This window comes from Neorhizobium sp. DAR64872/K0K18, from assembly GCF_050500175.1.
Taxonomy (GTDB): Bacteria; Pseudomonadota; Alphaproteobacteria; order Rhizobiales; family Rhizobiaceae; genus Neorhizobium; species Neorhizobium soli.
On the sequence record NZ_CP191445.1, the window covers coordinates 1,063,800 to 1,077,725 of the forward strand.

Here is a 13,926-nt window from a genome sequence, read left to right on the forward strand (position 1 = left end):
CCATGAGTGCTTCTAAAACAGAGACGGCGGAAAACCCGCAATTCTACCTGGAAGAAGATCATCATCCGGAGAACAGCACCAATCTTGGGTTCTGGCTCTACCTGATGAGCGACTGCCTGATCTTCGCGATCCTGTTCGCCACCTACGCTGTCGTCGGCCGCAATTATGCGGCCGGCCCATCGCCGGCGGATCTGTTCGACCTGCCGCTCGTCGCGCTCAACACCGCGATGCTGCTGTTCTCGTCGATCACCTACGGGTTCGCGATGCTTCAGATGGAGCGTGGCGCCAAGGCGGAGACGCTGTTCTGGCTGGGCGTGACCGGCGTGTTCGGTCTCGCCTTCCTGGGCATCGAGCTCTACGAATTCAGCCATCTCCTGCACGAAGGTGCCGGCCCGCAGCGCTCTGCGTTCCTGTCGGCGTTCTTCACGCTGGTCGGAACCCACGGTCTGCACGTTACCTTCGGTATCATCTGGTTGGTCACGCTGATGGTGCAGGTTTCCAAGCATGGCCTGATCCCGGAAAACCGCCGTCGCCTGATGTGCCTGTCGATGTTCTGGCACTTCCTCGACGTCATCTGGATCGGCGTCTTCTCCGTCGTTTACCTTATGGGAGTCCTCGGATGACCGACAAAGCACCCGCGCACGAAGATGCGCACGCCGCGCATCACGCCCATAGCCACGGGCACGAGGCGAGCCACGGTTCGCTGAAAAGCTATACGACCGGCTTCATCCTGTCGGTGATCCTGACGGCGATACCGTTCTGGCTTGTGATGGGCGACGTCTTCGACAACAAGGCTGTCACCGGCGCTCTGGTTATGATCTTCGGCGTCATCCAGATCGTCGTGCACATGATCTACTTCCTGCACATGAACACCAAGTCCGAAGGTGGCTGGACGGCGATGGCACTGATCTTCACGATCGTCATCGTGGTCATCGCTCTCTCCGGCTCGCTCTGGGTCATGCACCATCTCAATGCAAACATGATGGTCATGTCGCCGGAGATGATGAAGAACATGCCTTGAGGCGGTCATGAGACCGGTTGAGACAGACAACAATCAAAGTGGCGCGGGTCATTCCGCGCCACTTTCCCGTTCTCGCTCCCACATCATCGTGCGGGTGTTTCTGGTCTTCGCGACGCTGATTTTCGTGGCGCTCGGATCCTGGCAGGTGCAACGCCTGTTATGGAAGCTCGATCTTATCGCAAGGGTCGACGCCCGTGTGCATGCAACGCCGGTGGCACCTCCGGCAGCCGGCCAGTCACCTGACGATATCGAATATCTCCACGTCGCCATCTCCGGGTCCTTCGATCACACGAAGGAAGCGCTGGTTCAGGCCGTGACGAAGCTCGGGCCCGGATACTGGGTCGTGACGCCGCTGAAGCTTGAAGACGGCAGGACGATCCTGATCAATCGCGGCTTCGTGCCCCCTGACCGCAGGGATCCCTCAACCCGGGTTGAAAGCCAGACCGTCGGCGAAGCCGCCGTCACAGGTCTTGTCCGCCTCTCCGAACCCGGCGGCGGCTTCCTGCGGGAGAACGATCCGGGCAACGAGCGTTGGTATTCGCGCGATGTCGCAGCGATCAGCGCGTCGCGCGGTCTTCAGGGCGTCATGCCCTATTTCATCGATGCGGACGCAACGTCGAACCCGGGTGGCTATCCGGTCGGCGGCCTGACCGTCATCCAATTTCCCAACAGCCATCTGAGTTACGCACTGACCTGGTTTGCGCTCGCAATCATGTCTCTCGGTGCTGCGATCTTCTTCGGACGCTTGCAGCGCGCGGCCGGTTGATCCGCAACGATTTCATCTTGAGGAGAACGCGCCTTGGATACTCCCGCCATCAACGATATTGGCCTCGATTCTGATGTCGAGATCGCGGTTCGCCAGGAACTGACGCTCGTCGCACTTGGCAAGTTGCCAGCCGATACGGCGCTTCGGGTAGGCCGGCTGCTCGATGTCAGCACGCGGACATGGCGCACCGATCAGGAAATCATCATCAAGGGTCGCCGCATTGCCTATGTCGGCGATGCGGGATCCTATCCGGGTACCGTCGCTCATCGGGTGCATGAACCCGATCTGGCTGCCATTCCAGGGCTTGGCGAGGTGCACAAGCATATCGAAAGCTCGCATTTGACACCGGAATGGGAAGCAGCACTCGTTCTTCCCCGCGGCAATACCTGGACCTGTGAGGCAAGCCATGAGTTTTCGAACGTCAACGGCGCAAAGACGCTCGAATTCTGGCTGAAGGCCCGCGCCGCCGGCTCGCCGCTCAAGATCTTCCCGCTGCCCGGATCGGCCGTGCCGCCCACCGGTTATGAGCATGGCGGCGGGTATCTCGGTTATGACGAGCAAAAGCAGTTCATGTCCGAAAGCCTGATGGTTGCGGGCCTCGACGAGGTGATGGACTGGCCGGGCGTGTGGGACAGAACCAGCCCTTCCTACGACCGCCTTTGGGGCATGATCCGAGCAACGTTCGAGAAGCGCGGAGTCGTTGAAGGTCACGCGGCGGGCATTCGCGACATCCCAACGATCAACGCTTTCGCCGCGGCCGGTCTGGCATCGGATCACGAAGCCTGGACGGTCGAGGAGTTCTGGGACAAGCTGACCCGCGGCCTGTTCATGGAACTGCGCCCGCACAGTTTGCCGGAGGTTATCGCCGGTCTCCTCGAGAAGGGCCTCGCCGACTGGTCGCAGATCGCCCTGACGACCGACGATCGCAGCGCCTCCGATACTCTGAAACTCGGCGCCACCGATTACAACGTTCGCCTCGCCATCGAGGCAGGCCTTGCGCCCGAGATCGCCATACAGTGCGTGACCATCAATCCGGCCCGTCACATGCGCCTGACGCCCTGGGTGGGCACGATCGCGCCGGGACGTTATGCCGATATCGTGCTTCTGTCCGACGTCGAAAAGTTCCAGATCGCCAAGGTCTGGGCCGATGGCATCCAGGTTTCCGATGGCAAGCGCTATCTGCCCGAGGTGCCCAAAATCGACTGGCCGGACTGGGCGACGAAGACAATCAATATCGGCCGCGTGCTGAAAGCTGCGGATTTCGCAATCGCCGCTCACCCCGGACGCGAGACAATGACGGCTGCGGTGTTGCGGCCGTTCCACTGGACCGATGATTTCCTGACCTTCGACCTTCCCGTCGAAGATGGGTTCGTCCAGCGCGATGCCGATCGCAACATCACCAAGTTCTCGATCATCGACCGGTTCTCGGGCAAGGGAGCGGTGTCGAAAATGTTCTGGCTTGGCTGCGGGCCGCGGACGCCGGATACGGCGCTTGCCTGCTCCATGGCGCATGACAAGCACAATATCTGGTGCGTCGGCTCATCGGACGAAGCGATGGCCGCAGCTGTCAACGCCGTCGCTGCCAATGATGGTGGCTGGGCACTGGTTCGCGATGGAAAGGTCGTCGCGCGGGTTCGCTACGAGGTGGCGGGGCTGATGAGCTGCCGGTCGGCGGACGCTCTGCATGAGGAGATGCAGGTGCTCTATGCCGAGGGCGAAAAGGTCGAGTGGATGTTCGAGCCGAGTTTTCATCCGCGCTGGTCCGCAGGTTTCCCGGAGCGTCTCGCCTTTGCGACGCTCACCTGCGCGCCCTGGCGCTGGGTTCTGGTCGCCCCGAGCGACTACGCGCCGGAGGGGCTCGTCAACGTCCAGACCGGCAAAACCCATCCGGTCGTTTTTTGACGCCGCTTCACCTTCCGAGCTTCGGCCAGGTATCCGAAAGACGGCAACCGCTCGGCCAAGGGTCCGACGGATCCAGCATCAACTGATGCGTTCCGGTAATCCAGGCGCGGCCGGAGATCAGCGGATAGATTGCCTCGCGATCGCCGAGAAGCGTCGTCGAGTCAATACGGCAGTGGAATTCCGAACCGATGATCGAGCGTCCGATATAGGTGTCGCCGATTGCCATCTCGCCACGCGCAAGGAGAACCGCCATGCGCGCCGAGCAGCCCGTGCCGGTGGGAGACCTGTCGATCTTGCCCGGCTGGATGACGACGGCGTTTGCGCCGCTCAGCACGTCGTTTTCCCGGGTAAGGGGAGCGGCGATCTGGCAGAAGGAAATGTGGTCCCAGCCGGCATTGTCCGGATGGGTAAAGCCGATCTGCTCGTTGGCAGCCGCGGTAATCTTCACGCCCGCTTCTGCAATTTCGCGTGCCTCGTCGGGTTTCACCTCGAACCCCAGTGAAGCCGCATCGACGATGACGAAACTGTCTCCGCCATAGGCTGTGTCGACCGTCAGTGTTCCGAAGCCGGCCACTTCCAGCGACACTGCGAGCTTGTCCGCAAAGGACGGCACGTTGCGCACGGTGATCCGATCGGCCTTGCCGTCGCGGCATTCCGCTGTGACCTCGACCAGGCCGCCTGGCGCTTCGAGCGTCATGCGTGTCACCGGCTCGGTCATGGGAATGATGCCGGTGTCGAGCAGTACGGTCGCAACACAGATGGAGTTGGAGCCGGACATCGGTGGCGTGTCGGCGGGCTCCATGATGATCCAGCCCATCTGGGCGCGCGGATCCTTCGGCGGCACCAGCAGGTTCACGTGCCGGAAGACACCGCCACGGGGCTCGTTCAGCACGAAGTTGCGCAGCGTTTCGTCACGGGCGATGAAGCGGGACTGGTCCCAGAGTGTATCGCCCGGCGGCGGCAGTACACCGCCGACGATGACATCCCCGACTTCGCCCTCCGCATGGCAGCTGACGATGTGGATGACTTTTGATGTGCGCAACGCGACCCCCCGGCAGATGTTACCGCTTGGGTGTCATCAGGTAATGCCCAACGCCCCAGACCTCTCCCTTGTCATGGCCGAACAATCCGGCAGTGGCAAGGAAGAAGAGACGCCAGCGGCGCTGCCAGAGGCAGGCGTCCTTGCCGTAGACATCCTTCAGGATCGGCTGGATTTGCCCGATCTCGCGATCGAAATTTTCAAGCCAGTGCATCGCGGTGCGGCGATAGTTGAGACCCGACCAGCGCCAGTCTTGTTCGACGGTGAAAATATCATCGAAACGCCGCGGCAGGTCGTGCGCGGGCATGATGCCGCCTGTGAAGAAATGGTGGGCGATCCAGTCCGCTGGGTTGTCGTGCTCGAACCGGTAGGACCGATCCTTGTGGGTGAACACGTGCAGGAACAGCTTTCCGTCGGGCTTCAGCCAGCCTCTTGTGCGCTCCATAAGGCCTCGCCAGTTCGACATGTGTTCGAACATTTCCACCGAAACGACCCGGTCGTAGGTCTCATCCGTCGAAAAGTCGTTCATGTCGGCGGTGATGACGGTGAGGTTGTCGAGCTTCAGCCGCTCGATTTCGCTGAGGATGTGCTCACGCTGCGGGGCCGAGTTGGAGACGGAGGTGATCCGGGCATTGGGAAAATGCTGGGCCATGTAGAGCGACAGCGAACCCCAGCCGCAGCCGAGCTCGAGAATGTCCATTCCATCACTCAGTTCCGCGTGTCGCACGGTCTCGGCCAGCGCGTAGGATTCCGCTTCCGCAAGCGTAGTATCGTCAGCCAGATACAATGCGCAGGAGTATTTCCGCTGTGGACCGAGAGCGAGGCTGAAGAACTCTGGCGGCAGTTCGTAATGCTGGCGGTTGGCGTCATCTGTATGGGTGGCGATCGGAAAGTCGGCCATCGATCTTGCGAACGCGTCCTCGGCGGTTGCCGGCGTGGAGGCCAGCTTTCGCTTGGTGCGACCGCATAGAAAGTCGATCCCGGCAAGCGTCACGCCATCGCTTAAGGGTGCTCGTTCAGCCGTATTGATGGCAAAGGCCAGCATGTTCATCGTGGCGTTCCCTTATTGTGTTGAGAGTTTGGATCGACGCGGACCGGGGAAAAATGCGTTGACGCGTGCCTGGACAGCACGGAACTGGTCACCCCGGGATTTCAGCATGTGTTCCTCAAGCGGCGGAATGCCGGAGACGTGCACCAGCAGCCAGTACATCATCACCGGTGCGAGAAGCGCGATCGCGGCAAAGCCCAGCGCCGGAAGCGCCATCAGCGGCCAGCTGCACCAGAACAGCCATTCGAAGAAATAGTTAGGGTGGCGGGAATAGGCCCACAGCCCCTTCTGGCAGATTTCCCGCTTGGCTTCCGGCGTCTTGCGGAATCTCGAGAGCTGAACGTCGGCTACCATCTCGCCGATAACGGCAATCGCTGCCACGGCAAGCGCGAGAAGATCGCCCACCTGCGGGTATTCTGCCGGGTTCGAAGCGGCGCAGTAGACTGCAAGCACAAGAATGAAGGCAGCGACCGCCTGGATCTGGAGAAAATAGAACAGGCGGAAGGAAGCGCGATCGCCCCATTCCTTGATAAGCTTTTCGTAGCGGGGATCCTCGCCACCGAGCCGCGTGCGGGCGCCAATATGGAAGGCAAGCCTCAGCGACCAGGCCGCAACGATGACGATTGCCGTCACGCGGCGCTCGACGGGACCGGCCGCCAGATAGGCTCCAGCCACGCCGCCGACGCCGACCGCCAGCGACCAGATCGTGTCTATCCAGCCGCTCGCACCCGTCGCGCGCTGTACGGCCCAGGAGATCGCCATGGCCAGCGACAGGCCTATCGCCAGAAAAATGAGGTGAATGTAATCCATTGGTCTCCTCGAACGTAGAAAGCCCGACACGTTCTTTGTGTCCCTCTACGGCTGACATAGCCAATCAGTTTCATGGGCTTGGAAAAAATGTCGCAAAAAGAAGTGATATTACGTGAAACTCTCTATCTCAATCTCTCGTAATGATTACAGAGCCCACAGGGCAGGTGATCGATTGCTTTGGGAGCTGGGGGAATTGTATGCCATTTCGTGAGACGCATAGGACCTCGGGACGTCGACGCATCGCAGTTGTCGGCAGTGGAATATCCGGCATGTCCGCTGCATGGCTTCTGGCCAAGGCCCACGATGTTACCATGTTCGAGGCAGCCGATCGTATCGGCGGCCACAGCCATACCGTGGATTTCGACGCATCGGGAAGAACCGTTTCCGTCGACACCGGCTTCATCGTCTACAACGAGGTGACCTATCCTAATCTGACGGCGTTGTTCCGTCATCTGGATGTTCCAACCACGGCCTCCAGCATGTCCTTCGCCGTCTCGCTCGACGATGGCGGTTTCGAATATTCTGGTGGCACAGGGTTCGGACTGTTCGCCCAGAAGTCCAACATCGTCAGCCCACGCTTCTGGTCGATGATGCGCGATCTCGTCCGCTTCTACCGCAATGCGCCGCGTGACCTGTCGACGATGGGCGGTTTGTCACTCGATGACTACCTCGACCGACATCACTACGGCCGGGCGTTCCGCGACGACCATCTCTACCCGATGGCGGCTGCGATCTGGTCGATGCCCGCGGGTAAGGTGGGTGAGTATCCCGCGGTCAACTTCGTCCGCTTCTGCGGCAATCACGGGCTGCTCGAACTCTGGAACCGGCCGATCTGGCGCACGGTGACGGGCGGAAGCCGGGAGTATGTGGATCGCCTGACAGCTGACTTTCGCGATCGCATTCGCCTGTCGACACCCGTCCAGGCGATCAGGCGAACCGGTGGCGGTGTTGAAATTTCCACCGGACCGGACGGATGGCAGGCATTCGACGAGGTGGTGATCGCAACGCATGCAGATCAGGCACGTCGTCTTCTGTCGGACGCTGATGACCACGAGACACGCATTCTGGGTGCCTTCCGCTATTCCCGCAACGAGGCGATTCTGCACAGCGACCAGAGCTTCATGCCGAAGCGCAAGGGCGCATGGTCCAGCTGGAATTATTCGGCAAAGACCGGCGAGGCGCAGGTCCAGCCTGCCATCACCTACTGGATGAACAAGCTGCAGCCGCTTGGCGATGCGCCGCCGACCTTCGTGACACTCAATCCCCCACGTCAGCCCCGCGAGGACGCAGTCATCCGACGCGAGATCTACGAGCATCCGATCTTCGACATGGCAACCGAGCGGGCACAACGGGAAATCTGGTCGCTTCAGGGTGTGCGCAACACATGGTTCTGCGGCGCCCACTTCGGCTCGGGCTTTCATGAAGACGGCCTCCAGGCAGGCCTGGCGGTCGCGGAAGATCTTGGCGGCGTTCGGCGTCCCTGGAAGGTCGCCGAGGAAAGCGCCCGGATCGTGCGCCGGCCGCTCGGCGCTACCGTTCCGATCGAGGTCACGGCATGACGGCTTCGTTTCGGTCGGCGCTTTATCCCGGTCATGTCACGCATGCACGCATGCGGCCGAAAGAGCATCGGCTGGCCTACAGGATCTATTCGCTGCTGATCGATCTCGACGAGCTCGACGCGCTTGATCGCGGCCTGAAACTGTTTTCCGTCGACCGGTTCAATCTATTCTCGTTTCGGCAAAGAGATCGCGGCGACCGCTCGGGATCCGATCTTCGGGGCCAGATAGAGCAATGGATGCGCGCCGCAGGGCTTGAGCCTGATGGCGGGTCGATCAAGCTTCTCACCATGCCGAGAATACTCGGCAGGGCCTTCAATCCGCTCAGCATCTTCTTCTGCTACGGACGCGATGGCGAGGTGAAGGCGATCCTGTGGGAAGTGGACAACACGTTCGGCGAACGCCATGGCTACCTCATCCCGGCCGATAATCGTGTCGGCGGCGAGATCGTCCAGCACTGCGACAAGGCATTTTATGTCTCGCCGTTCATGGACATGGACCAGCGCTATACCTTTCGCGTGACGCCGCCGTCCGAACGGCTGTCGATCAAGATCGATACATTCGATGCCGAGGGGCCGATGCTGACTGCCCGTCATCTCGCGCACCGCCGTGATCTGACAGACCGGGCGCTTCTGAAGGCCTTCTTCGCCATTCCCTTCCTGACGCTCCGTGTCATCGGCGGCATCCATTGGGAGGCACTGAAAATCTGGCTCAAGGGCGTGCGTTTGCGCAAGCGTCCAAAGCCACCGGAAAACCCTGTCTCTGTCACTCCTGCTGCTCCCCTACGCAAAGTGGAAATCCATGAGCCAATCTGACGAATTCACCTCCGTAACGACCGATCGCACACCCGGAGCTGGCGTTGCCGGCTTCGGTGCGCGGGTTGTGAACCGGCTGCTGAGCGGTATCCGCTACGGTTCCATTCGCGTTGTGCTGCCTTCCGGTCGCACCATAGAGATGGCCGGGCCGGAAAAAGGGCCGGACGCCGTTATCGTCATCAAGCGCTGGCGGATGCTGAGCCGCGTTCTGCATGCGGGCGACATCGGCTTTGCAGAAGGATATCTCAAGCAGGAATGGACGACACCTGATCTTACCAATGTGATCCGGTTTGCGGCACGCAATCGGCATGGGCTGACGCTTGCGACCCATGGGGGCTATCTCGGCCGGATCGCGGTTCGCCTGTCGCATCTTCTCAACGCCAATACCAAGCGCGGCAGCAAACGCAATATCGAGGCCCATTACGATCTCGGCAACGAGTTCTACGCTGAGTGGCTAGACCCTTCGATGTTCTATTCCTCGGCGCTCTACGAGCATCAGGGACAGTCTCTCGAAGATGCCCAGCGTCAAAAACTCGAGCGTATCCGCGAAAAGCTCGCCATGAGCCACGGCGACAGCGTGCTTGAGATCGGCTGCGGCTGGGGCGCTCTCGCGTTGGATCTCGCACAAAACGTCAATGCCCGGGTCACCGGCCTTACTCTTTCTCCTTCGCAGCTGGCCTTTGCAAACGAGCGCATCCGGCAGGCCGGCGTGGAAGGGCAGATCGATCTCCGACTGCAGGACTACCGCGATACATCAGGGCAATTCGACCGGATCGTCTCGATCGAGATGTTCGAAGCGGTCGGAGAGGCCTATTGGCCAGCTTATTTCGACACCATCCGTCGCTGTTTGAAGCCCGGTGGCCGTGCGGTTTTGCAGGTGATCTCGATCAACGAGGACCGCTTCGATTCCTATCGGCGCAATCCGGATTTCATCCAGAAATACGTGTTTCCGGGAGGATTTCTTCCCTCGGACAGCGCGTTCACGGCAGCCGTTGAGAAATCCGGGCTTGTCGTCAGCGACATCGAACATTTTGGCGCGTCCTATGCGCGGACGCTGGCCGAGTGGCGAACGCGGTTTCACGCCGCGTGGCCGAAGATTGCGGAACTCGGTTTCGACAGCCGTTTCCGTAGGTTGTGGGACTACTACCTTTGCTATTGCGAGGCTGGCTTCGAGGAGGAAGCGATCAATGTTGGCTTCTATACGATTGAACATGCGTAATCTGGGTTTGCGCAGCGGTGCTGTCGCAGCATTCTTGTCACTGTCGGCAGGGCCGCTTCTTGCCGCTGATCTGGACGGCAACTGGGCTCGTGGCGACGGCAATGCCAAGGTCGAGATCGCGCCTTGCGGCGCCCAGATCTGCGCCACCAACACCTGGATCAAGCCCGGATCGGGAAGCGAGAAGGCCGGCGACAAGCTGGTCATGACGATCGACAGGACAGCTGACGGATCCTATTCCGGTACCGCCTTTGATCCACAACGCAACATGACGTTCAAAATCACGGTCGTTGTCGCGGAAAAGAAGATGACGACGAAAGGCTGCGTTGCTGGCGGTATTCTTTGCCGTGCCGTCAACTGGTCCCGCATCGACTGACACAAATAGAGGGAACGAACCCATGGCGAAGATCTCGCTGAAGACGCTGGCTCTTGCCTACATCACCACGTTCATCGTGTTCGGCGCGATAGACTCCGTCTGGCTCAGCACGATGACAAGCCTGCTTTACCGGCCGGTCATGGGCGACATGCTTCTGCCGAGTTTCCGTCTCGCGCCTGCCGTGATCTTCTACCTTCTCTACATCGGCGGACTGACGCTGATGGCAGTGCGTCCGGCCCTGATTGCAGGCGGTGTTGGAGCAGCGGTGCGGCAGGGAGCGGCGATCGGGTTCATGTCGTACATGACCTACGATCTCACCAACCATGCGGTCATGAAGAACTGGTCGACGCTGCTTTCCGTGGCCGACATCGTTTGGGGTACCTTGCTTTCGGGTCTCGCCAGCGGTCTTGCCACCTGGATCGTTCTGCGGTTCTTCAGAACAAAACACCACTAGCGTTCGAAAACAATATGGCCGGGAAATCCCGGCCATATCTTTGAGCTATTACTGTTCAGGCTCTTCGACCGCGGTCGGCTGACCGCGCTGGTCGAGTATCTCTCGTTTGCCCACATGGTTGGCCGGGCCGACCAGCCCATCCTTCTCCATGCGTTCGACAAGCGATGCGGCCCTGTTGTAGCCGATCGACAGGCGGCGCTGGATGTAGGAGGTCGAGCACTTCTTGTCGCGCATGACGACCTTGATCGCCTGCTCGTACATCTCGTCCCGGTCTTCCTCGCTGATCGCGGACCTGTCGAAGACCGCCTGGTCTTCCTCCTCGACCTCTTCACCCTCTTCGTCTTCCGTGACGCTGCCGAGATAGAGCGGCTGACCTTGCGTCTTCAGATGCGCAACGATGCGCTCGACTTCCTGGTCCGACACGAAGGGACCGTGAACGCGGGCAATGCGTCCGCCGCCCACCATATGTAGCATGTCGCCCTGACCGAGCAGGTTTTCCGCGCCCTGTTCGCCAAGGATGGTGCGGCTGTCGATCTTGGACGTCACCTGGAAAGAGATACGGGTCGGGAAGTTCGCCTTGATCGTACCGGTGATGACGTCGACCGAAGGCCGCTGCGTCGCCATGATCAGGTGGATACCGGCAGCACGCGCCATCTGCGCAAGCCGCTGGATCGCACCTTCGATCTCCTTGCCGGCCACCATCATCAGGTCGGCCATCTCGTCTACGATGACGACGATATAGGGCAACGGCGTCAGGTCCATGTCCTGCTGCTCGTTGATCGGCTCGCCGGTCTGACGGTCGAAACCGACCTGGACGCTGATCGAGATGACCTCGCCGGATGCGGACGCGGCCGCCACACGGGCGTTGAAGCCGTCGATATTGCGAACGCCAAGACGCGACATCTTGCGGTAGCGGTCCTCCATTTCGCGCACCGCCCATTTCAGCGCCAGAACCGCTTTCTTGGGGTCGGTCACGACAGGGGTGAGCAGATGCGGGATACCGTCATAGGCCGACAGTTCGAGCATCTTCGGATCGACCATGATCAGCCTGCACTGGTCCGGCCGCAGACGGTAGATCAGCGAGAGGATCATCGTGTTGACCGCGACCGACTTGCCCGAACCGGTTGTGCCGGCGACGAGCAGGTGCGGCATCTTCGCAAGCTCGGCGACGACGGGTTCTCCGCCGATCGTCTTGCCGAGGCAGAGCGGAAGCCGGAAGCCGGTACCCGCATAGGTGCCGCTTTCGATCAGCTCACGCAGGTAGACGGTTTCGCGCACGGGGTTTGGCAGTTCGATACCGATCACGTTGCGACCGGGAACGACAGCCACGCGGGCCGAAAGCGCTGACATCGAGCGGGCGATATCGTCCGAAAGGCCGATGACGCGGGAGGATTTGACGCCGGGTGCCGGGGCGAATTCGTAGAGCGTCACGACAGGGCCGGGACGAACGTCGATGATCTCGCCGCGAATGCCGAAATCTTCGAGCACGCTTTCCAGAAGCCCGGCGCTCTGTTCCAGGCTTTCCTGGCTGACGGGGCTGATCTGGTCGTCCACCGGTGCCTGCAGCAATTCGATCGACGGGAACTCGTAGTCGTCGGACGCATGCAGCGGTTCGGTGTTGAACGGCCGGATCGGAGAGATCGCGCGGGTGGCCATGACAACCTGCCGCGTCGACTTTACTGGCACAACGGGGGCGACCGCAGGCGCCGGGGCCTCGATGACGGTCTCAGCGATGACGGGCGCAACGAGAACAGGCTCAGGAATGACAGGCTCAGGAACGACCGGAGCAGCAGCAGTGATGACGGGCGCATCCTCCACTGGAGGCCCCACCGGATTTGGCGCAGCATCGTGGCCGGCCTGGCGCAACGTGATCGAACGATAGAGATCAAGCGGCGACGGCCCCACCGGAATTTCTTCAACCAGACGTTTGGTCAGGGTCTCGATCGGCTGGCGAATGACCGGCGCCCTCAGGGCAACCCGCACAGGTTCGGGCCGGACCGGCTGTTTCGGATAGTTCGGGAGCGGACGCTGAGCAACGAACACAGGTCTCTGCTCGACCTTTGGAGGGGGAGGCGGGGTCAGCGCGAACTCTTCGCCGGTGGCCTCTCCAAGGCTCATCACCTCGAAGAACAGATGATCCGGCAGGTTGGCGATCGGAGACTGTCTTTCAGTGCTAATCACGGGAGCATCAATCACTGCTTCAGGCTGCGCCGGCGCAACTGCGACCAGCACCGGTTCAACGGTTTCCCGGGCAAACGTGGCCCGGCGTTCCCTCAGCGCCTGATCGAGAGTGCCGACGAGATTGCGGGCGCCGGGTTCAGGCGACAGGAAGCTGGCGATAGAGGTCGACAGCGCGTCGCCGTCATGTCTTTGGGTGAAAGTAATCTCGGAAATCTCCTGAACGGCTGGCGCCGCCATAGGGGGAATGACAGCCTCGGGGACGGCGTGGGAAGCGACGGCTTCGCCCTCCGCTTCCGGGCCGGAGGGTGCCCCACGCCTGGAGATGGTCTTCTCCGGCGTGCGGGTGAAACGAACGGTCGGGCCCAACATGAAGGCCTTCTGCCAGTCCGGCAGCGCCTCGATCTCGTGGGCCTGCATCTGGACTGTCGACACGATGTCGCAAGCCACCTGTTGCCCCGCATTCGGGGGCTCAGGCGGATTTATGGGGTGAGAGTGGCCGGTATCCGGCAGTTCGGAAGCCTGGGCTTCCAGCTTGTCAGTTTCGCGAAATTGCGGGCCTGTGAGACGCATTGCCACCAATGAAACCATATGAACAAATCTGGGACACGAACGTCCTTGGATATAAAACAAACATTAACCATGCGTTGCCGGCGCCGATAAATCGTCAGAGCGCGGTGATGGCCTGTGACAAAAGGCGCCGGTGAAATGGTCTTTGGGACGGAACAGACTCGGGCAGTTGGTG

The 13,926-nt window shown here is 60.9% G+C and carries 13 protein-coding genes; 9 read left to right on the plus strand and 4 right to left on the minus strand.

Annotation, left to right across the window (positions count from 1 at the left end; all coding sequences use genetic code 11):
- Nucleotides 1-2: 2 nt before the first annotated feature.
- The 4 genes from cyoC to ACQY1P_RS04710 are packed head-to-tail and all read left to right on the plus strand — an operon-like array spanning nucleotide 3 to nucleotide 3,689.
- A complete protein-coding gene (cyoC, locus tag ACQY1P_RS04695; RefSeq protein ID WP_062454402.1) occupies nucleotides 3-623 on the plus strand; it encodes a cytochrome o ubiquinol oxidase subunit III in 621 nt (206 codons plus the stop codon).
- Entirely contained in the window at nucleotides 620-1,021 is a 402-nt protein-coding gene (cyoD, locus tag ACQY1P_RS04700; protein ID WP_062454400.1) for a cytochrome o ubiquinol oxidase subunit IV, read from the plus strand. Before cyoC ends, cyoD begins: the two co-directional genes overlap by 4 nt.
- Before the next feature lie 7 nt (nucleotides 1,022-1,028).
- Nucleotides 1,029-1,787, plus strand: coding sequence for an SURF1 family protein (locus tag ACQY1P_RS04705; protein ID WP_430253210.1), 759 nt, complete (start codon nucleotides 1,029-1,031; stop codon nucleotides 1,785-1,787).
- 33 nt (nucleotides 1,788-1,820) lie between these two features.
- Nucleotides 1,821-3,689: an adenine deaminase gene (locus ACQY1P_RS04710; protein WP_430253212.1), complete on the plus strand. Its 1,869-nt coding sequence runs from the start codon at nucleotides 1,821-1,823 to the stop codon at nucleotides 3,687-3,689.
- Nucleotides 3,690-3,696: 7 nt separating this feature from the next.
- On the opposite strand, the gene ACQY1P_RS04715 is transcribed toward ACQY1P_RS04710, so the two are convergent.
- The 3 genes from ACQY1P_RS04715 to ACQY1P_RS04725 are packed head-to-tail and all read right to left on the minus strand — an operon-like array spanning nucleotide 3,697 to nucleotide 6,586.
- Nucleotides 3,697-4,731, minus strand: a complete 1,035-nt coding sequence (locus ACQY1P_RS04715) for a trans-3-hydroxy-L-proline dehydratase (protein WP_430253214.1) — start codon at nucleotides 4,729-4,731, stop codon at nucleotides 3,697-3,699.
- Between the two features lie 19 nt (nucleotides 4,732-4,750).
- Nucleotides 4,751-5,779: an SAM-dependent methyltransferase gene (locus ACQY1P_RS04720; RefSeq protein ID WP_062454391.1), complete on the minus strand. Its 1,029-nt coding sequence runs from the start codon at nucleotides 5,777-5,779 to the stop codon at nucleotides 4,751-4,753.
- Nucleotides 5,780-5,791: 12 nt separating this feature from the next.
- Nucleotides 5,792-6,586, minus strand: a complete 795-nt coding sequence (locus ACQY1P_RS04725; protein ID WP_430249571.1) for a DUF1295 domain-containing protein — start codon at nucleotides 6,584-6,586, stop codon at nucleotides 5,792-5,794.
- 197 nt (nucleotides 6,587-6,783) lie between these two features.
- Between ACQY1P_RS04725 and ACQY1P_RS04730 the strand changes: the two genes are divergently transcribed.
- The 5 genes from ACQY1P_RS04730 to ACQY1P_RS04750 are packed head-to-tail and all read left to right on the plus strand — an operon-like array spanning nucleotide 6,784 to nucleotide 11,003.
- Complete coding sequence (locus ACQY1P_RS04730) at nucleotides 6,784-8,145, plus strand: NAD(P)/FAD-dependent oxidoreductase (protein ID WP_113110201.1); 1,362 nt, start codon at nucleotides 6,784-6,786, stop codon at nucleotides 8,143-8,145.
- The gene (locus ACQY1P_RS04735; protein WP_430253216.1) at nucleotides 8,142-8,957 is read left to right on the plus strand and encodes a DUF1365 domain-containing protein; all 816 of its coding nucleotides are present in this window, start codon (nucleotides 8,142-8,144) and stop codon (nucleotides 8,955-8,957) included. Before ACQY1P_RS04730 ends, ACQY1P_RS04735 begins: the two co-directional genes overlap by 4 nt.
- The gene (locus ACQY1P_RS04740; RefSeq protein ID WP_430249575.1) at nucleotides 8,944-10,176 is read left to right on the plus strand and encodes a class I SAM-dependent methyltransferase; all 1,233 of its coding nucleotides are present in this window, start codon (nucleotides 8,944-8,946) and stop codon (nucleotides 10,174-10,176) included. The genes ACQY1P_RS04735 and ACQY1P_RS04740 overlap by 14 nt, the downstream gene beginning before the upstream one ends.
- Nucleotides 10,169-10,549: a DUF2147 domain-containing protein gene (locus ACQY1P_RS04745; RefSeq protein ID WP_430253218.1), complete on the plus strand. Its 381-nt coding sequence runs from the start codon at nucleotides 10,169-10,171 to the stop codon at nucleotides 10,547-10,549. The genes ACQY1P_RS04740 and ACQY1P_RS04745 overlap by 8 nt, the downstream gene beginning before the upstream one ends.
- A gap of 37 nt (nucleotides 10,550-10,586) precedes the next feature.
- On the plus strand, nucleotides 10,587-11,003 hold the full coding sequence (locus tag ACQY1P_RS04750; protein WP_430253921.1) for a DUF2177 family protein: 417 nt from the start codon (nucleotides 10,587-10,589) through the stop codon (nucleotides 11,001-11,003).
- Between the two features lie 48 nt (nucleotides 11,004-11,051).
- On the opposite strand, the gene ACQY1P_RS04755 is transcribed toward ACQY1P_RS04750, so the two are convergent.
- Complete coding sequence (locus tag ACQY1P_RS04755) at nucleotides 11,052-13,754, minus strand: DNA translocase FtsK (RefSeq protein ID WP_430253922.1); 2,703 nt, start codon at nucleotides 13,752-13,754, stop codon at nucleotides 11,052-11,054.
- Nucleotides 13,755-13,926: the final 172 nt, after the last annotated feature.